The sequence below is a fragment of the Pelodictyon clathratiforme genome, from assembly GCF_982375515.1.
The window spans coordinates 2,198,820-2,216,966 of record NZ_OZ455102.1 but is presented as its reverse complement, the minus strand read 5'-3'; the positions used below and the strand labels follow the sequence as shown (position 1 = coordinate 2,216,966).

Annotated in this window: 16 protein-coding genes and 1 other RNA gene; 5 read left to right on the top strand and 12 right to left on the bottom strand. The window is 48.4% G+C overall.

What is annotated here, in order from left to right:
* Nucleotides 1–30: 30 nt before the first annotated feature.
* The gene (locus AC56AD_RS10835) at nt 31–3,405 is read left to right on the top strand and encodes a GAF domain-containing protein (RefSeq protein ID WP_012508825.1); all 3,375 of its coding nucleotides are present in this window, start codon (nt 31–33) and stop codon (nt 3,403–3,405) included.
* A gap of 1 nt (nt 3,406) precedes the next feature.
* Here AC56AD_RS10835 and AC56AD_RS10830 read toward each other — a convergent pair whose 3' ends face one another.
* Entirely contained in the window at nt 3,407–3,922 is a 516-nt protein-coding gene (locus AC56AD_RS10830) for an NUDIX hydrolase (RefSeq protein ID WP_012508824.1), read from the bottom strand.
* 84 nt (nt 3,923–4,006) lie between these two features.
* On the opposite strand from AC56AD_RS10830, the gene bcp reads away from it, so the two are divergent.
* The 3 genes from bcp to ssrA all read left to right on the top strand — a co-directional run bounded on the left by bcp (nt 4,007) and on the right by ssrA (nt 5,571).
* Nucleotides 4,007–4,477, top strand: a complete 471-nt coding sequence (gene bcp / locus AC56AD_RS10825; RefSeq protein WP_012508823.1) for a thioredoxin-dependent thiol peroxidase — start codon at nt 4,007–4,009, stop codon at nt 4,475–4,477.
* Nucleotides 4,478–4,486: 9 nt separating this feature from the next.
* On the top strand, nt 4,487–5,050 hold the full coding sequence (locus AC56AD_RS10820; protein WP_012508822.1) for a YqgE/AlgH family protein: 564 nt from the start codon (nt 4,487–4,489) through the stop codon (nt 5,048–5,050).
* Nucleotides 5,051–5,167: 117 nt separating this feature from the next.
* Nucleotides 5,168–5,571: a transfer-messenger RNA gene (ssrA, locus tag AC56AD_RS10815) on the top strand.
* A 189-nt stretch (nt 5,572–5,760) separates the two neighbouring features.
* On the opposite strand, the gene AC56AD_RS10810 is transcribed toward ssrA, so the two are convergent.
* From AC56AD_RS10810 to AC56AD_RS10800, 3 genes are all read right to left on the bottom strand, one after another.
* A complete protein-coding gene (locus tag AC56AD_RS10810; RefSeq protein ID WP_012508821.1) occupies nt 5,761–5,970 on the bottom strand; it encodes a DUF2283 domain-containing protein in 210 nt (69 codons plus the stop codon).
* Nucleotides 5,971–6,091: 121 nt separating this feature from the next.
* Nucleotides 6,092–6,211 (bottom strand): hypothetical protein, encoded by a 120-nt coding sequence (locus AC56AD_RS10805; protein ID WP_397234048.1) that lies wholly within the window; start codon nt 6,209–6,211, stop codon nt 6,092–6,094.
* Between the two features lie 52 nt (nt 6,212–6,263).
* Nucleotides 6,264–6,497: a hypothetical protein gene (locus tag AC56AD_RS10800; protein ID WP_317623612.1), complete on the bottom strand. Its 234-nt coding sequence runs from the start codon at nt 6,495–6,497 to the stop codon at nt 6,264–6,266.
* A 300-nt stretch (nt 6,498–6,797) separates the two neighbouring features.
* Here AC56AD_RS10800 and AC56AD_RS10795 point away from each other — a divergent pair, with 300 nt between their 5' ends.
* Nucleotides 6,798–7,097, top strand: a complete 300-nt coding sequence (locus AC56AD_RS10795) for a hypothetical protein (RefSeq protein WP_012508820.1) — start codon at nt 6,798–6,800, stop codon at nt 7,095–7,097.
* Nucleotides 7,098–7,130: 33 nt separating this feature from the next.
* Here the strand turns inward: AC56AD_RS10795 and AC56AD_RS10790 are convergent, their stop codons facing one another.
* The 8 genes from AC56AD_RS10790 to AC56AD_RS10755 form a co-directional block, all read right to left on the bottom strand.
* Nucleotides 7,131–7,724 carry a HEPN domain-containing protein gene (locus tag AC56AD_RS10790; RefSeq protein WP_012508819.1) on the bottom strand — a complete coding sequence of 198 codons (594 nt, stop codon included), beginning with the start codon at nt 7,722–7,724 and terminating at the stop codon, nt 7,131–7,133.
* Between the two features lie 1,012 nt (nt 7,725–8,736).
* Nucleotides 8,737–9,978, bottom strand: coding sequence for a HEPN-associated N-terminal domain-containing protein (locus AC56AD_RS10785; RefSeq protein ID WP_012508817.1), 1,242 nt, complete (start codon nt 9,976–9,978; stop codon nt 8,737–8,739).
* 143 nt (nt 9,979–10,121) lie between these two features.
* Nucleotides 10,122–12,905 carry a DEAD/DEAH box helicase gene (locus tag AC56AD_RS10780; protein WP_012508816.1) on the bottom strand — a complete coding sequence of 928 codons (2,784 nt, stop codon included), beginning with the start codon at nt 12,903–12,905 and terminating at the stop codon, nt 10,122–10,124.
* A gap of 9 nt (nt 12,906–12,914) precedes the next feature.
* The gene (locus AC56AD_RS10775; RefSeq protein WP_012508815.1) at nt 12,915–13,415 is read right to left on the bottom strand and encodes a hypothetical protein; all 501 of its coding nucleotides are present in this window, start codon (nt 13,413–13,415) and stop codon (nt 12,915–12,917) included.
* Nucleotides 13,412–16,768, bottom strand: a complete 3,357-nt coding sequence (locus tag AC56AD_RS10770; RefSeq protein ID WP_012508814.1) for a DNA methyltransferase — start codon at nt 16,766–16,768, stop codon at nt 13,412–13,414. Before AC56AD_RS10770 ends, AC56AD_RS10775 begins: the two co-directional genes overlap by 4 nt.
* Nucleotides 16,768–17,118, bottom strand: a complete 351-nt coding sequence (locus AC56AD_RS10765; RefSeq protein ID WP_223293903.1) for a type II toxin-antitoxin system PemK/MazF family toxin — start codon at nt 17,116–17,118, stop codon at nt 16,768–16,770. The genes AC56AD_RS10770 and AC56AD_RS10765 overlap by 1 nt, the downstream gene beginning before the upstream one ends.
* Nucleotides 17,105–17,419, bottom strand: a complete 315-nt coding sequence (locus AC56AD_RS10760; RefSeq protein WP_150085677.1) for a hypothetical protein — start codon at nt 17,417–17,419, stop codon at nt 17,105–17,107. The genes AC56AD_RS10765 and AC56AD_RS10760 overlap by 14 nt, the downstream gene beginning before the upstream one ends.
* Nucleotides 17,394–18,143: a TIGR04255 family protein gene (locus AC56AD_RS10755; RefSeq protein ID WP_012508811.1), complete on the bottom strand. Its 750-nt coding sequence runs from the start codon at nt 18,141–18,143 to the stop codon at nt 17,394–17,396. Before AC56AD_RS10755 ends, AC56AD_RS10760 begins: the two co-directional genes overlap by 26 nt.
* Between the last annotated feature and the right edge of the window lie 4 nt (nt 18,144–18,147).

Here is an 18,147-nt window from a genome sequence, read left to right as displayed (position 1 = left end):
TTAAAAAGGCTTGATCGGTAATTCATTACAATGGATCTTCCAAAATACGACGAGGCAGATTTAGAACGGCACTCAACTGAGCAGACCCTTCGCTTTCTGTTTAATGCAATTCCTGAATCCATGTTCATCATGGATTGTCAGGGCATAGTGCTTGAGGCCAATGAATCTTTCGCGGCACGCTTTGGTAAAAGCCTTTCAGAGTGTCCCGGAATAAACGTTTACGATCTGCTCTCTCCTGATGTAGCGCTTCATCGAAGGAAAAAGGTTGAGGAGGTATTGCGTACTGGCAAACGCCTCTCTTTCGAGGGAGAGTTGGAGGGGGATCGTCTGCTTCAGGGCAGAAAGATGCACCATATCTGTCCTCTTTTTGGCTCAGTCGGAGAGGTCGATCGGCTGGTTGTCTATTCACAGGATATTACGGAACTCAAGCGTACGGAAGAGAGTCTGATAGCAGCGCAAACTGTTCTGGACAAAGATCTTGAAGCGATGTCAAAACTTCATGAAATTTCCACACTTTTTGTTCGCAAGGGTAATGTAGAGGGGATTTTTGATAAAGTCATTGATGCGGCATGTGCCATTACAGGCTCAGACATGGGTTCTGTGCGTCTTGTCGATGCAAAATCAGGCCACCTGAAAATCGCTGCCCAGAAAGGTTTTACCGATCCCTTTCAGGAATGCTGCCATGATTCTGCAGTCGGGCCCTGTGTATGCGACAGGGTCATGCGAAGAAAAGAGCAGATTATGGTGGCGGATATAACGCAAAGTACGCTCATCTGGGGCAAAAAAGAGGTTGAAGCGCATCTTGCTGACGGAGTACGGTCACTGCAATTAACGCCAATGGTCAACCGTAGTGGAAAGTTGCTTGGCATACTCTCCACCTATTTTCCTGTCGTCTATCACCCTGAAGAGAGGGTTCTGAAACTGCTGCATCTGCTTGCCAGTCAGACCGCAGACATTATCGAAAGGGCAGAAAAAGAGGAGGCATTACAACAAAGCAATGAGCGTTATCGCTCCCTTTTCAGTAACACACTGAATGCTATTGCCTATTGCCGGATGATTTATGAGGAGGAGCGTCCAGTCGATTTTATCTATGAACAGGTTAATGTGCGCTTCGAAAAAGTGACCGGTCTGAAAAATGTTGAGGGCAAGAAGATTTCAGAGGTGATTCCCGGTATTCATGACATCAATCCCGAGCTTTTGAAGATCTTCGGGCGGGTAGCAAAAACCGGTATAACAGAACGGCTTGAATTTTATCTGGAATCCCTGAAAACGTGGCTTGATATTTCGGTATACAGTACAAAATCTGGTCACTTCGTTACCGTCTTTGATGTCATCACTGAACGCAAGCAGACGGAAAATGCCTTGCTTGAGAGTGAAAAAAAGTTTCGCTCCATTACAGAACAAATGGCAGAGGTGGTTTTTGTCACCGACAATTTTGGCCATCTAACCTACGCATCATCAGCAATTGAAAAAATCTTCGGCTATACCTCTCAAGAGGTTATTGGTCATTTATTTACTGAATATCTTGTAGAAAACGAGATTTCTCGAGCGCTTGCCATTTTCAATGAGGCCTTGTTGAATCAGTTGACGCTCCAGATTCTTGAATTCAAATACCAGAAAAAAAACGGAGCAGTCTTTTGTGGGGAAGTACATCTGCACTATTACTATGACAACGGCTCTTTTGGTATTATTGGCCTGATCCATGATATCACGGAGCGAAAGCGTAATGAAGCGGTTATTGCATTTCGCCTGCACCTGCTTTTGCTCGCTGACTCCTATTCCATTGAAGAGGTGCTTCGCGAAACACTTGACGAAGCGGAGAGGCTGACAGGAAGTACCATTGGCTTTATTCATTTCATCGAACCAGACCAGATCAGCATTTCATTGCAGGCATGGTCAACCAATACCGAAAAGAATTTGTGCCTGGTAGAAGATGGTTTTCGCCGCCATTATCCACTGAAGGATGCCGGGGTCTGGGCTGACGCCATTCGTGAACGTCGGGCGATGATCCATAACAATTACGACGCCCTCTCAAACCGGAAAGGGATGCCGCAAGGTCATATTGCCGTTGAGCGTGAGCTGGTTGTTCCTATCATGCGTGGTGAGAAAATCACCGCCATTATTGGTATTGGCAATAAAGTGGTCGATTACGATCAGGAAGATGTGAAGCTTTTGTCCTCCATGGCTGGTATTGCCTGGGACATTATTGCCCGAAAGAAGGCCGAGTTGTCGGAAAGCAGAATTCAGAACGAGCTGGTCAAGGCGCAGAAAATGGAGCTTGTTGGCAGGCTGGCTGGTGGTATCGCTCATGATTTCAACAATATGCTTTGTGTGATTCTTGGTCATGCAGAAATGGCCCTGCTCGATAATCAGCTCAATGAATCACTCAGGGAAAGTCTTCAGGAAATTTTCAACGCAGCAGAAAAATCTGCCGACCTTACCCATCAATTACTTGCGTTTGCCCGAAAACAACCCCTGATTCCGAAGGTTCTTGACCTTAATGTTGTTATTGAGGGTATGCTCAACATGCTCAGACGGCTCATTGGTGAAGATATTACTCTGGTTTGGAGTCCAGAAAAACTCCTCTATCCTGTAAACATGGACTCCTCCCACATTGACCAGATTCTCATCAATCTTTGCGTTAACGCCCGTGATGCCATAACGGAAATCGGAAAAATCGTTATTGAGACCAAAAATGTTATGCTTCATGAACCCTATGCTGTCGATGGGGAAGTTGGTTCTTCAGGTGCATATGTTCTTCTCTCAGTGAGTGATAATGGCAGGGGTATAGAAGAAAAAGATGCTGGATATATTTTCGAGCCATTTTTTACGACAAAAGAGTCCGGGAAAGGTACTGGTTTAGGGTTGTCGACGGTTTATGGTCTTGTGAAACAGAATAATGGCTTCATCAGGTTCTCCAGTGAACCGGGTAAAGGAACGGAATTCAGTGTCTATTTCCCGGGATATACCGGTGAGGCTTTTTCGTCCAAGAGAGAATTGCCAGCAGAAAAGGTCAAGCCTGGTGAGGAAACCATACTCATCGTTGACGACGAAAATGAGATTTTGAAATTGAGTAAAATGATTTTGCAAAATCAGGGCTACCACGTCCTGACTGCAGGCACTCCTGCGCAAGCCATCCAGATTGCCCAAGGGTACAAGGGAGAGATTAATCTTCTGCTAACAGACATTATTATGCCTGAAATGAATGGTCGTGATCTTTCCGAAAAAATTTACTCGATTTTTCCCAACATCAAGGTGCTTTTTATGTCGGGATATACTGCCGATATTATCGCCAGTCAGGGAGGAGTTGACGAGGTTATGAATCTTATTCTGAAGCCATTTTCCATAAAAGGATTGACAAATAAAGTCTACGATACGCTGCATGTTTCGCATCCCAAAGTGTGAATCAAGAGCCTCGAGGAACGGAATCGTGCAGCGCCGCATCGGTGATAATCTGGCGGTGCAGGGGAATTCGTACTTCAGGAATAAGGTGGTGAGGATAGAAGCCAGCTTCAAACAGCTCATGGTTGATGGTTATGGCATCATCGTCAACAATGACCCGATAGGCGACAACAAGCAGCGAACCGTAGAGTTCAACCTCCCTCTGATAGATGCCTATCATACGATCAATTTTTCCCTTCAGAGAGGTTTCCTCCATCAACTCACGTAAACACGCCTCGTGCGGCTCTTCACCCGCTTCAAGAAATCCTCCTGGAAGAGCCCACTCATTGAGCGCAGGTTCATGAGCCCTGCGGATGACAAGGAGTTCGTTGTTGCTATTGATAGTATAGGCGACAGCTACAGGAAGAGGGTTAATATAGTGCACCCAGGAGCAGGATGGGCAAAACATCCTGTCACGGCCATCAATCATGGCCCGTTCAAGGGTTGTTGCGCAAATAGGACAGAATGAATATGACTTCATGGTTCAGGAAAGAAACTTTTTGCTGTAACGATTGATTGACACAAGAGAACAACTCTATCAACAGAATAAGCTTCATTCATGCCAATGTCAATACTTCAGGAGGGTATTCCTGCCCCGGCCATAGCGGCAAAAGATCAGGATGGAAAGTTGGTGACGCTCGAAGAGTACCGTGGCCGTAAGGTTGTGCTCTATTTTTATCCGAAAGATGACACACCCGGATGTACCAAAGAGGCTTGTGCTTTTCGTGATAATTTCCCTAAATTTAACAGCGCGGGGGTGGAAGTACTCGGTGTCAGTATCGATGATGAGGGCAAGCATAAAAAGTTTTCGGAAAAGTATCAACTCCCTTTCCGGCTTGTTTCCGACCCTGACAAGAGGATTGTTGAAGCGTATGGTGTGTGGGGGCTGAAAAAATTCATGGGGCGCGAGTATATGGGTACCGCGAGGGTGACCTATCTTATCAATGAGGAAGGAATCATCGAACATGTGTGGCCGAAAGTTACACCGGCTCAACATGCCGAAGAGTTGCTCAACTATTTGCAGCAAAAAACCTGAGAGAGAAACATGGTAAACGAATTTGACAAGCTTAAAGCCGGAAAACTACTGCTTGCTTCGGCCAATATGCTTGAATCGAGTTTCAAGCGGACTGTTCTGGTTGTGTGTGAGCATAATGAACGCGGTTCGTTGGCATTTATATTGAATCGTCCAATGGAATTCAAGGTTTGTGAGGCAGTTTCCGGCTTTGAAGAGGTAGAAGAACGGTTACATATGGGCGGGCCTGTTGAGGTGGATACCGTTCATTTTCTTCATTCAAGAGGCGATCTCATTGACGGTTCACTTGAGATACTTCCCGGAATCTTTTGGGGAGGTGACAAAAATGAACTGAGTTATCTTCTCAATACCGGAGTGATGATGCCCTCCGAGATCCGCTTTTTTCTTGGCTATGCAGGTTGGAGTGCAGGTCAGCTTGAGGCAGAGTTTGAAGAGGGGGCCTGGTACACCGCCGAAGCTTCGAAGGATATTATCTTCAGTGATGCCTATGAAAGGATGTGGGGTCGCACCGTGCGTTCGAAGGGAGGAGAGTACCAGATTGTCGCAAACTCTCCCGAACTGCCCGGGTTGAACTGAGCAAACGGAACCCCTCTTTTCCCTGACAGAAATTAATGGAGGGGAATAGTTGTTGTTCTATTGCCTGGAAAAGCATATATAGTACTCCGTTTATTCGGAACCGTTCTTTGATACACTGGGGATGACAGGCTTTCGACAGGGCAGGTGTAAGATGGAGTTGCACTCCGAGTTTCAGCATGGATGGACTCGTTAAAGAAGTCTATGCAAACATTACATGCAGACGATTATTCGTATGCAATGGCTGCCTGATTAGCACAAGTTAATTAATCAGCCATCGTCCGATGGGGGAGGCGCTTACTCTGAAGCCACCGGATGGCATAACCCGCGCTTGAGCTTCGGTTCGCGCAAGTAAGCTCCGACTGCTTTTGCCCGGAAAGGCAGGCGGGTGAAACAAAGAGGGATAGTGAACCGAACTTTACAGGTGTAGCACCGGTTCATGAAACACTGAACACCTGAGATGAGTGTGGCAGCTTTATTGAGCAATGTTTTGGACGCGGGTTCGACTCCCGCCATCTCCACAATTGGCCCGTATCGACATTTTCGGTACGGGCTTTTTTGTTTCCTGCTTCTCAGGCAGTCCACAGGGATATACCCAAATCCCTTTTTGCAGATGCCGCAAATTCTGTATATCGTAGAAATTCAGAGGCTTAAAGCTGAAATGAATATCGTGCCTGATTATTTCTTAAGCGGGTTGTCGATACAAAACAGGTTTACGCTGTTTCCCGATGAGGGATTTCCTGATAAGAAAATTCCCATAAACCAGCATTTTCTTTGGCATGCTCAATAGTCATACTGACAAGATTTCCCTTCTCATCAACATCAATCAAGATGTTTTCACTAATCTCGCGAGTTTCAAACACCGGTTTATCAAGTAATTCAACATAAGCGGTATCAGTATCTTCAAAATATTTCACTTTCATGGTTTAGCTCTCCTTGTATGATCGATCGAAAAAAGCATTATGAACGGTTTCGCCATCTTTTGCCGGTACTCCGGCAGGGCGCATTGCAGGTTCTGAAGCCGTAGCGGGCCACAGCAAAGAGTTAGAGCTCAGCTTTTACACTTTTTTCATACAAAAACTCTGGATCGATATCTAACTGGTTTGACCATTCTATCGTGTCGAACTTGACCTTTACCGTATGAAATACCGAGGGGTTTCGCAGTTCTGCAAATTTACCGGTATTGAGGTAGGGAGCTACATCAAAAATTCTTTTTTCACGGGGTTTCGAACACAGGCAATAACTTGTAATCGTTTAATGGTTTAACACTTACCACTGAAGGGTACATGACGAACTCCTTATTGTAATGGATTGATGGGAAACGGAAGTTCCCCATTCGAAGCCAGTTCCCAATCTGCCAAAAGTTCTTCTTTATGAATTTCGGCCATGCCAAAGCAAGCTTCATTTGCTTCGATGGGAGCCTTCCCTCTGACAATTCACAATTATTTATGTCAATAATCGCCTTGAATTCCTGATAGTAAGCACGGATATGGGGGGATTATGTTCACCGGGTGAGCAATACATCCGGATTATAATTCCATAGAACATGGCTATCGTCGGCATAACACCTGTTGTTGATTATCGGTTCTTTGCTCATGGAAATTGTTGTATCGGAAATGTACGTTTTCTTGTGATTGTTTTCGTATGAACTTCTGTTGCAGTGCAGGCAAGCTTCTGTTGGCCTGCGCACCAGGGATGCGGCGCAAATGGAACGAAGCGGAGATTATCTGGTGGATCACCGAGGTGCCTTGTGGCGGGTCATTATCGGGAGGTGGATTGCAAGCTTGCGGGGATTGGGAAGGTGCTGTTGAATTGGCTGAAGCGGGGTGAGCGGGAACGGTCAGGGATATACCATGAGCTGTACCTGGCGGTTGAGCAGGCTGAGGCTAAGGCGGAGGTGTTTCACCTGAAGAATATTGAGACGGCTTCGGCGAAGAGCTGGTTTGCGTCGGCGTGGTTTCTGGAGCGGAAGCATCCTGAGCGGTGGGCTAAATGGGAGGCTCCTCCGGCGGATGACGGGCCGAGGAATGAGGTGGTGGTTATTGGGTAATAGAATGGTTAAACAGGTAAACCAAAGCTATAATCAGCATCTTTCCCAATACTGCACATCAAGAGCTAATCGTGCGGGAAGACCTGATATGAGCGCATTCAAACGTTCTATGTCGCTTTCGCCATACCAACTTACCGAATGTTTACTACCGTCAAGAAATGCGTCGACACCGCTCATATCAGAGTATTTCAGCGGCGCAGGGTATCGCCCGTGCCAAATAGCACTGCGTGTAAGACGTCGAAAAAGATCTTCCTCTCCAGCCTCAAGTTTCAGATTGATGCGATTAGCAAGCTTGACAAGATCGTGACATTTGAGATCTTCTGGGAATTTCTTTTTTTCCTTATACTGACTCCCATTCTTGGCGACCAGTGACGCCTTTAAAAGGTTTTCCAAAGCATATGAAAGTAGCATGAAATAGACCCCCTGATAGTGGTCAGCCTGAAGTTTTACACTTTCATTACTTGACACTGCTCGCCAGTTTTCCCATATACGAACTACTTCGGGTTCAAGTTTTTTTGCACACTCGTACAGGTCACGTGCCTTCGATATCCATTTCACGTCCCAGAATGCTGCTGACTCATAATTTGAGACGTGAACATCATCCCAGTTAACTTTTCGGTTTTGCATGGGAATTTCCAGAACAATTTGTGTTAAACGACGATGACAAGTATTTCCTGTTGCTATTAAGAAAATATAAAAAAATGAAAGCGAAGCGAATGACCGTTACAGGGAACGGATGCGGTTTGCTTTGCCTGAAACTCTTTTTTCCAAGGATAGAATAGTTCAGCATGGATTCCAAGAACCCCAGCTATTTCGATAACCATTTTGTTGCTTCGTAGCGACAGTTCTACTTCATCAATTTGAACTGCTTGCTGAACTTGCGACGGGTTTGATTTTCTCCCATTTCTTCATACCTCCTTTTCCAGTAAGGTCTGACTTTTACCCTATCCATGAAAATGTAGCAAGTTGATGCGGCTTTTTTAAGCACAGGAACTGTTTCCAGTTCAATCGCAAGGGGTAATGTGGGTATGCTATAGGACATGGCTGGTTACCGGTGTAAAAAATTGGTTGCTTTTTATCTGTGAGATTGTTGACATGGAAAGAAAGGGTTGTTTTTTTTACATGTCGTGGTTGCTATGTAAAGAAAAGGGTTGTTTGCTTTACCTATTGTTTTCCATTGCACTCTTGGACAAGTTAGTCGATAAGCAGGAATATCTACGCAATAATATACACAAGTGCTTTGATTTAAAGCGGTTCGACAGCCTCATTTTATTCATCAGGCACGTCTCACCTTTGGGGAGGGGGAATGGCGCGGAGCGGAGGTGACGGGCGCAAGCTTGTATTTTGTTGGCGCTCTTGGAACCAAGGGCGCCGGGGGTCGTGGTTATCGGGGTGAGCTGCTCCAGGTAGAAGGCGGTAGTCCGCTTTCGATCCTGCTTTTGGGAGGGTGCAGGGATGAATGGGGCTGGCCGGGCTGCGCAAACGGAGCGAAGCGGAGTACGGCGCTTGGGAGATTATGTTTTTGGGTTGTGTGTGCATTCTGTCGGTGGTGAACAAAATGGTAAGGGCTTCTGCTGCTTTATAATTTTATGAATTTGTGAGTGCCCTCATAGATTTCCTGCTGATAGATTCGATAGAGCTAAATTAATTTTTTCAAGGTTGTTGGAAGGGTTTTCACCAGTTCCGTAATTCCATAGCTTCTGAGGACGAGCAGAGCATTGGGTAGCGAAATGTCTCCCGCCTCGACGCAGGCATCGTTGTTTGCAAAGATTACGACGGCCGTTTGGTTTTCATGCTTGGAACTTGGGTACATTATTCCATCCAGTCGCTCCCCGGTTGCTGTACGAAAAATATGACGGAAATATTCTGTTACAACTTGAGTGGGAACATATTCTACATGAGCTTTTTCGTCTTTTGAAATAGGTTTGGTAAAATCTCGAAGAAAATCATGCAAGAACATAATTCCTGGTCGAATGTTATGTTTTGCCAAATCAAATATACTGGGCACATCAGGTATCTTTGAAAGATCCAGTACTCGCAATGGTCGCACAGGGAAAAAAATACCGTAAGCGGCTTTTTTCCTGTTCCCTTTGCATGGGTCAAATATCTCAAGAATAGCGGTATTCATATCCAATGCGCCATAAAACATTGATATCCCTGCCGGGCTCATCCTGTTTGAATATAATGCCTGATCAAGTGGAGGGGAGCCGAGTCGTTTGGCTGACGTAAGAGATTCACTTTGATCTACGATGTGTACACGATATAAACTGGTCTCTGGTTCAATTTTGCCAATTAGGCCAATTTCCTCAGCCAGGTTTGCAAGTGCGTCAAGAATTTTGACTGGATGGATTTCATCAGGCCTTGAATCATCGTAGCTCTCAGGTGTTGCATTCAAAAAAACGTATCTGGCTTCATGCATAACGAACGTTGAGAACTCTTTCCATCCATACAAAAGGGTCTGATCTCTACGGAGTAAATACGGACTGCGTTCGCACCACTCATCATCATCTACGGTGGTGTTTATTTTATTTTGCAAATCGTCGTTCAATGCATAGAAACCTACTCGTTCAAACAACTCTTGCGTGCCAATTACTTCTGCGAATTGCCATCCACCTTCTCTTGTTTCACAAGGCAGCCCTTCGTCCGCTGGGTGTCTCCATTCTGTCCTAATGCAATCCATTGCATGATTCAGCAACTCATCAAGCATACAGGTACCTTCGGCAACGGCTCCACAATATGTACAGGGGGACTTTCCACCTCGGCTTCTGATGAAATCCTGTAGCGATTCTTCTTCGAAACAATGAGGACATACAACAATTTCCTCATCAACATAATAGCCGCGCTCCATGGCTTCTTCCCACATTTTCTTTACTTGTCCCATTTCATCTTAACGGTTACATCATTTCTTTTACCGCCCCAACCTTGTATGGCTATGACAGGATTGCTCAGTCTCTTGAATACCAGCTTTACCTGATGCCGATATGCCCAGGCATCAACCGCTTTGCCTTTATATTTTAACCGTTATCAACCATGAATTTTTCCGGTGCTTATTTCAACATAGGCAATCAATTCGGCAGAATAGCTGCTGTCGCCGTTGGTGGTGCCTTTGTGTTTAAGCTCTCGTTGAAGGGTTGGTTCGACTATACGGGAGAAAATTTCAAAGCGTTGTTCAGGCAAAAGCCAAGGCCGGGCTGGAGTGGCCTGCAGGTAGTGTCCACCTTGACGTTCAATGGCGGGAACCCTTATGCCGTCCAGTGTAATGGCTATAGGTTGAATGACGATACGGCGGTCACCATTACCTGTGGTGGTTTCAACGATCCAGATCGAAAGGAGAGCCGGGGCGTCGAGATCAGCAGTAACTGCTATACCAATGGCTTCAGGTGGCAGGCTTCGCCATCTGGTTAGTTCTGATTGGATAATGGGGTGATCGAGTCCAAGGAGTTCGAGTTCGTCCTGAGCGGTGGCGGCATTACGGTTCAGGGTAAATCGAACCTGTCGGTTACCATCTTCCGCGATGAGGTCGTATGTCTGTTCATCGATTCTGACGAGTTTTTGCTGGCGTTCGAGAAGGGCGGCGGAGAGAAAGCGAACGATTCGGTCAAGACTTGAGGAGACATCGGAGAATGGTTTGTAGTCGTCAAGGCTGAATCCATCGAGATCCTGAAAGAGGTTGAAAACGACCTGCCGGGCTTCCCGGGAGTTCGACATGGCGGCTTCGAGTTCGATCTGTGTTCGTTTGAGTTCAGGGTCGGACAGCGCTTCCTGATAGAGGCGGTCGTAATTGAGGCGTTCGGAGAGTTGACCAAGAATTTGAGTCCGAAGGTCTTCGGCGACGTTACCCTGATCGTCAACTTTGCCGACTGTACGGGCTATCTCGGTGAGTTTTTCATCGAGCATGAGGAATATCCGGCCTTCGATGGTATCGGAAAGTACAAGGTTGTACACCTGGGCGGTGTAGTTCTGACCGTAACGATGGATGCGTCCGATGCGCTGTTCCACGTCCATAGGGTTCCAGGGCAGGTCGAAGTTGAAAAGAATACGGGAGAACTGGAGGTTGATGCCTTCTCTGCCTGCCGCAGTGCATACGAGGACACGGGGACCGTCCTTTTGACGGAAACGCCGTTCGGCGGCAACTTTGGCTCCGTGGTCTCCGCCACGCAGTATGACTACCCCTTGGCCGGGAAAGGTCTGGTTGATCTCACGGGCAATCAGGTCGACGGAACCGAGATAGGTGGCGAAAACGACGATCTTTTCGTCGGGGTTCTGCCGCCATAGTGTTCCAAGACCATCAAGGAGTTTTTGTGCCTTGGTTTCGCGCTGTTGCGGAAAAGCGCCGAGAAGCTCGACAATGCGCTGGCGTTCTTCCGGTAAATGCAGGTTTACGGCAGCGGCAGCGGCCTCTTCAGCATGCGTCGATGCATATTCGCTGCCATAGGGATCAGCGGCCATTTCGAGAGCGTCCTTGTCGAGCTTTTTGAGCAAGCGGTATTTGAGATCGGCAAGCACCCGGTCTACTTCACTGCGCCCCATGCTGTCATGCGACAGAGCGAATTCTTCATGGATGAGTTCCCGTGCTTCATTGATGAGTCGTTCTCTCCCCTCGATGTCGAGTTCCCGATCTCTAAGGTGGGCTTCGTGCAGTGTCAACATCAAGAGGCGCCGTTTGAGAGTACGGCGTACCGCAGCAAAGCTGGATGCAGCAATTTTCTGAAAGATCGCCATGAGAAATCCAAGTGCGCGACCCTGATTACCCTGGCGCCGGGCGAGGTTAAAACCGTCCTGAAGGTATTCGCGCAGCTTTTCATAGAAGCGGCGTTCGTCGAGATTCATCAGGAACGATTCGGTATGCACACAGCGACGAGCGAAGAGTGGTGAGCCATCCGGCTGGCAGGCATCGGCTTTAGAGCGGCGAAACATGACCGTGTTGAGGCGATGGCGATTGCCGAGCATATCTTCAGGGTTGGCGAAGAGTGTCGGATTCATCAGTTGTACCAGCATCCAGAACTGGAAGTGATTGCCCTGGTGCGGAGTGGCTGAGAGCAGCAAGAGATCCCGTGAGTGATCTTTGAGAGCTTCTGCGAGCTTATAGTTCTCGGTTTTTCTGACCTTTCCACCGTTGCGGGATGCCGACAGGTGATGCGCTTCGTCGAAAACGACAAGATCCCAACGTGGGGCGTCGAGAAGGCGCCGGATACGTGCCGGACGCTTGAGAGTGTCAACGCTGGCGATGAGTCGGTCATGTTTTGCAAAGGCGTTTGTTTTGCGATCGGTAATATCACCTTCGGAGCCGAATACTTCGAAACCAAGATTGAATACCTCGTTCAGTTCCCGGTGCCAGTTGTTGACCAGACCTGCAGGAACAACCATGAGCGCACGATCGAGTTCACCTCGGCTGGCCAGTTCGCGGAGAATGAGCGCTGTTTCGATGGTTTTTCCCAGTCCTACTTCATCGGCGATGAGGAAACGCCGTGGCGATGCGGTGGCGATGCGGTGTGTGAGTACAACCTGATGAGGCAACAGGTCAATTCGGGCGGAGGTGAGGGCCGAAGCACTTTCCATAATGGGCAAGGCATGTGCTTCATAGGAGAGCCATGCCTTACTGGCTCGATCAGCACCATTATCGACGGCACGGAGGATGCGCTCAAGACGCGAGAGTTCCTGACGTATTGAACCAACAGGAACACGGCGCTCACCGATACCGAAGAAGGCGCGCAGGTAACCGTCCCGAACCGGTTCAAGAATGACCCCCTGACCGAATTCACTATGGACTATCCGTTCACCGGGCAGAAATTGCAGCTCCGATTCCATAATGCCGCCTCAGGTTATTCGCGAGTGAAACAATCCAGCGGATTTATCACGCTCTTTCAGGAAAATTTCCTGCGGGTACTCGTTCGCCTGACCCCAGAGAATACGTCCAAAATCAAGCTTGCTTTCCCGAAAGGGGGCTTCACAGAGCCACTTGACCTCATCGGTGGGAATATGCACCTCGATACGATTGCGACCCAAAGGCAGCCAGAAGATGAGCGCTCCTTCGCTTCCGTACTCGTCCTGAAAAGAGAGGATTGCCGATTTAACCGCATCACCAAGCCAAAATTCCGCATCTTCAGGAGTCAACAGGTCAAGGGAACCATCAAGTCCGGCGACTACGAGGGTACGACCATTATTGCCCGGAAGTTCCTCGGGCCATTTGCCGACGGCCTGCATAAACTGCCGAAGGCTCCAGACTTCGCTTGCCAAACAAACCTGATTACGGGCCTCTTCATCCCAAATCCAACTGGTGCCCTGCCGTTGCCAAACCGTGTCGAATAACTGCCTCATGGTTCATCCTCCTCACCAAAGAGTGTAATTTGTTTCGGAAGCGGCGACCGGCTGGCATTCCATGCATTAAAGATGGTGATTGCACGCGATGCAGCATTGCTGATCGGCTGGTCAGGGGCGTTGCGATACGACCATTCGAGCAGGGGCTTGAGCGCGACGTGCGGCTTGAAATTATCGTTTCTGAGGGTATCGGCCGCATTGATACCGCTGCCATCGAAGCAGGCGCCAATGAGCACCAAGGCTTGATCGAGATCGGAGGTGAGGCGGCGCCGGTGCTTGCCTGACCATTCACGGGCAAAATCAAGCGGGTTGGTTCGTATGAAAACCTTGCTTTTTTCAAAACACCACCCTCGCTGCACGAAATCATCAGGCGTTGTAATTGAACCTTTGAGGAATTTCTGCATCTGATCGCGCTTCAGCTCCGGGGCATTACTGAAAATCCGCAGGAACTGGCGGGTAATCGGTTCAGCATTCACCGGAGGCAAATCCTTACCCTTGTCAGCATCCTCATCGATGAGCTGATTGATGCCGAGCAAGGCATCCCTGACTGAAATGGTTCGATCATCGTCCACGTAGACTTTCCCATAATGACGCGAGAAGTATTCCAGGGCCTTGCCTCGACGAATGACCTGTATATCGGCTGCCGGAAGCCCTTCCTTTGCATGGTTCTCCAGCATCGCCTGAATCTGGCGAACATCAGCCATGACTTCACGGCGCATCCGGCCCCAGCTCACTGACTTGGGTTCTTCTATACGCTTGCGGCAAACGTGGATGATATCGTATTCGATGGTTTGCGAACCGAATGTTCCTGGTTTAGATCCTTCCCCCTTGGTTTCGTCTGAACGAATTGGATAGGTCGCTTCAAGATAGAAACCTGCGCCGAACAGTGACTCCAGCACGGCAACCCACGGATTATTCTCGCTATGATGAAAAGTAAACGCTAAGGTTCCTCCCGGTTTAAGAATACGATATGCTTCTCGCCAACACTGCGTTAACAAACGCTGATAATAACCATCCGAGTCTTCAGGCTCTCGGGCTTTATTTGCAACGGCCTCAAGAGATTTCGGAGTGTACTCTGTACCAAAATAATCAGGGTACCGATCCTTGAGTGCAAGGCGAAGCCACACATAAAAGAAATCGGAAAGCTCAGAGTAATGAAGCAGCCCTCCAAAGGGAGGATCAGTGATAACAAGGTCAATACTACCAGAGGTCACCAGAGCAAGATCTGTTGATGAACTACAAAGGATTTTTGGACTATTAACAACAGGATCACCTGCAAACACTTTTTCGCTTTTTCCACTTATAAGATCTGCAAGTACATCTGCATATTGTTTTAACCCCTCAGTACTTACTGCTTCCCAAGGTGATTCTGCCCATTCACGCCCCTCAATAACGCCTTCAGCACTTGACATCCAATTACCACGACCAAGAGCAGGGAACACACTGTTCTCTACCGTGGTCGACTTTGGGTGGTAGTTGTTGTTTGCAAATTGTGGCTCTAATTTGTCGCCTTGAACGTTCCAAAGCGTAAACATGCTCTGATTTCGCAAGTATTGCTGGAATGCACCCAGCACGTACTCACGCACTTGCCAGTCGTAATTCCCTACTGTGGTGATGGTTTTTAGTAGCTGCGTATGCACAAGCAATTGACGAGGATTGAACATTGTCCACCAGTGGGTATACCCATGATTTGGAATCCCGCCATTATTCATGTGGGTCATGAAGCCGAATGGAACCTCTGAACGCGGCCAGTAGTCGGCTAAATCAGTTTTCCTTCTAACCTCCCATTCCTTCACCGCCGCATCGCACTGACGCGCATGGTTTGCATCAAATGGAGCAAAAAAGCGTCCGTTGTAGGGCTTTCTAGAGGCGGAAAGATTTGGTTGTGTATACCCATGAATCGCATAGGCTGCCATCGGCCCGGTTTTGCCTGTCGCTTTAATTGCCGACAGCACATCATTTCTTTGACCATCAGCACGACAAGCAAAGGTAGAATCTTCCGCTTTTTTTATTGGGTTCCCATCAGCATCAAGCTCAGTTTGCTTTGTTACTTTACCCTTTTTCTCTTTTAGTGCAGCAGTACCGCCCCTTGCATCAGTATAAAACGTCACACCGGTTTCCGGACAGGTGACTTTTATTGGAATCACTTCCATTTCTTTCATTATTCCGGTGGTCTTATCGGCAACCATAAGTGTTTCTGTGCCCCGAACCTCAAGCAACCGGATCTTCGAAGCACGTTCCTGATTCCAGCGAGCTGTTGACTCGGCATCATCCTGGGCAGAACCTCCATAAGGACGGCCATCGGCATCCAGCATCGGGCTGCCAGCCAGCCACTCCGGATGCACCAGCAACGTAAGCTGAATCTTCTTATTCTTACCTTTGGTGAGATTGATGTGTTCAGCATGACCGCAATGAGGACAGACAATTCCTTTTCCGGGTTCGTACACCGTAAACGGGTATTCGGATGGAGCAACATAGAGCGGAACGTCGGGTGCCATGCGTGCAGCATGAGCTTCAACGTGGAATTTACCACCACAGCTTTTGCAGGAACGTTCCCAATGCTTGACCGTAAGCGTTTTGATGGCCATGACCGGGCTGCTCATGATGGGAGTACGATGACCGCAGCCAGTGACCTGACAAGGGCCGTGCTTGGCCCAGAAGGTGTAGATGATTTCCGGGCCTTCGTACTTGTAGTAGCGCCGTTCTTCGCGAGGTATGCTAAGCGGATCAAAGTCGGGCGACATGACCTGATTGGCGGGCAGATGGGTCCATGTGCCCTTTTCTCCGTTCGGGCCGTCGCAGTAGTAGTAGGGCATGATCTGCGGCTTGACCTCTGCCTCGATATCGGCGAGCAGTCGTTTTACCTCTTCAAGGTCAACATTGGTGAATTCCTGCTTGACGACAAACCATGCAACAGGGTTCAGATCGTTGCCGATCATCTGCATTCCAAGGCGCGATCCCTCAACAAGCGTTGTTCCACCCCCCATGAAAATGTCGGCAACCTTCAGCTCTTTGAACGCCCCACGTTTTTGATGGTTTGCGTAGTAGTTGTCCCAAACCAGCTTTGCTGCATGAGACAAATCTTCGGGGGCTTTGGTTGCTGCGGCAATGAGCATTGAACGAAAAACGCTCGACCGACGACGCGCCCACCATTTCGACATCTGGTAGATGGGCTTACCGGCATTGCCTTCGATAATGGCAACCTGATTAACCGGCAAAATCGGAAAATCGACTTCAAGGCAGGTTTTGGGACGATTCGGGTCATTGAAGTCAACGGTTTCAAGGGCAACAACCTTGCCGGCACCAACAGCTTTGGCAACTTCCTGGGCAAGCCACTCTTTTTTTGTTACCATCACGACACTCCCAAGGTGATTTTAAGTGCACTCTCGACCGTGGTCATGTTCGGACAGTAGCCTATTCTCTTATCTATTTCTCGCTCAAGAACAGTTGCGAGGTTATCCGTTACCACGACGGAATCGGAGATGAGGCCCATTGCCCGGCCTGCAGGGTCGTTCTTACTGACCATTACTCTGGTCGGACCTGTTCGTTTAAGGTTTGAGCTTATCATGGCGACGATCTTTTGCGGCAGGCCGGTGTTCAGGCCATCTCCCTGCACAACGAGGGCTGGACGTTTTTTGTATGTTTTGAGATCGGTGTTGGGAAACCGGACCAGTATGACTTCGCCTCGTTTATAGCTCATCATAGCCCTCCATGTCGGGAGAGTCCCAGTCTTCGGCAAAGCTTCGCAAGCGGAAGTAGGTTTCCAGTGCATCGGCTGCTGACCAGCCTAATGCGTCTATGCTGTTTCGTACCGGGTGGTATTGCTGCATCGTGGTAGCGTTCCCAGCCATATAGGTAGTACGGTCGAGAAAACCGGAGACCGGAACGAGGTATGTTTTCGCTTTCTGCTGGATCTGTAGCACAGCCGAATGCCAAGAGAAGGGTATGCTATTGATGTCTATGGTTGATGCCAGCATTTCAATACTCCGGTTCGAGGCGTTCAATGGCCTCGGTTGTGAGGATCTGCTCAAAGAAAAGCTGTTTGGAAGAGGTATGCAGTTGATCGAGTTGATTGCGAATGCCCTGCCATGATGTTGCTTCCGGGACAGGAAGGGTTTCTATGTCGATGACACTCCCGATCCTTATGCCTTCCGGTAAAGCGGCTTCGGTAGGTGTTGCGATTTGCACAATATGCATGCAGTTTTCAGCCCGCAGTTCAAGCCGAATCTGCAGGGGTTTTGACTGCGTGTCGAGAGTTCCGAGGCCAATGCTTAGCTGTAGTGCCGACAGATTGGGGGCCGGCTCCAATTCGAGCAGGTCAATATAGCGTAAGGAGTGGCGCTGGGGCACAGGAATCAGACCGCTCTGGTCGAGAATATCTATAAGGGCAACGGTTTTTGCCTTGAATGCGTCCCATCCGACATAGGGCTTGCGGCAGTTGAGTGTTACGGTACGATCGCCGACCTGGAAGAGAAATGGCAAGCCGGTTTCTTCCATCCGGTATTTTGCCACGTGGCGAAGGTTGGGGTCAATTTGAGCTATCTGAGGAGGAATGTCGGCTGCGGGCAGACGATGGAGCTGCAATTGCGGATGGTCGTTCCTCAAGGCCGTATAGAGCATGCCGGGCAATAAATCGCCTATTTGCATATCACCCGTGGGTTCGAACTGTACCTGCCAGATAGCCTCTATGAGGGGTTCTTGTTTGAGTCGCTTTGGAATTCTGTTCATCTAT